The following is an 877-nucleotide window of genomic DNA, read 5'->3' as shown; positions in this document are numbered from 1 at the left end:
GCTCGGCCACAGCAAGAGGCCGCCGAGCACGCCGATGAAGCTGCCCAGCACGTTGTTCAGCGCCCGCATCCCGGCCAGGGCCCATTCGCTCGCGCCCGGCTGCGACAGCTCGACCACCAGCACGAAGAGCGGGTCAGGAAGAAGACGAACAGGCCGTAATTGACCGAGCGAACCGCCATGGTCGCGATCGCCAGCGGGAACACCGCGGCGGTGATGGCCAGCGGTGTGTGGAGGCACCAGGCCCGAGCAGCGCCGGCCAGCACGCCGCCCAGCACGCTGCCGACCGCCCGCTCCAGCGCCCGCGGCCAGGTGGTGGCCACCGAGGGCTGCAGCACCAGCACGGTCGCGATCGCCATCCAGTAGGAATAGGCGAAGCCCAGCGCGTGGCTCAGCAGCACCGCCGCGGTGGTGGCGACGGCGGCGCGCAATGCGTGGCGCAGGATCTCGGATCGCGGGTTCAGATGGGCGCGCAGCGGCGCCAGCCGGGCCGCGATGCCGCGGGAGGTGGCGGCCGCCTGATCCCATCCCGGGGCAGGGCGGGCGTTGCCGGTGGCGCGGATCTCCTCGACGATCCGGGCCAGCCCGGCCGCGACCGGGCCCTCCATCCGCCCCGCCAGCAGGGCCAGCCGGTCCAGCGACCGTTGCGGCCCCGGCGACTCTCGCCAGGACCGGTGTCGAAGGACCGGGCGCGGCGGTACAGCGTCAGCGCCAGGGCGGCGCAGGGCCTGGCGCTCCTCCAGCCGCCGCCGGTCCCCGGCCGGGCCGGCATGCTGGCGCAGATCCGACAGGGCAATCAGCTGGCCGAAGATCCGCTCGGCGACGTCCAGCGCCACCAGCAGCCGCTCGGCATAGTCGCCCAGGCCGCGGCCGCGCATCG

1 protein-coding gene is annotated in these 877 nt (G+C 74.6%); it reads right to left on the bottom strand.

What is annotated here, in order from left to right; all coding sequences use genetic code 11:
* Window positions 1-56 precede the first annotated feature (56 nt).
* The coding region (locus P409_RS35355; protein ID WP_052121741.1) for an FUSC family protein at window positions 57-877 on the bottom strand (821 nt) is incomplete at its 5' end.

Origin of the sequence: Inquilinus limosus MP06, assembly GCF_000767795.1 — a bacterium.
Classification (GTDB): domain Bacteria; phylum Pseudomonadota; class Alphaproteobacteria; order DSM-16000; family Inquilinaceae; genus Inquilinus; species Inquilinus limosus_E.
This window is presented reverse-complemented; position numbering and strand designations above follow the sequence as displayed.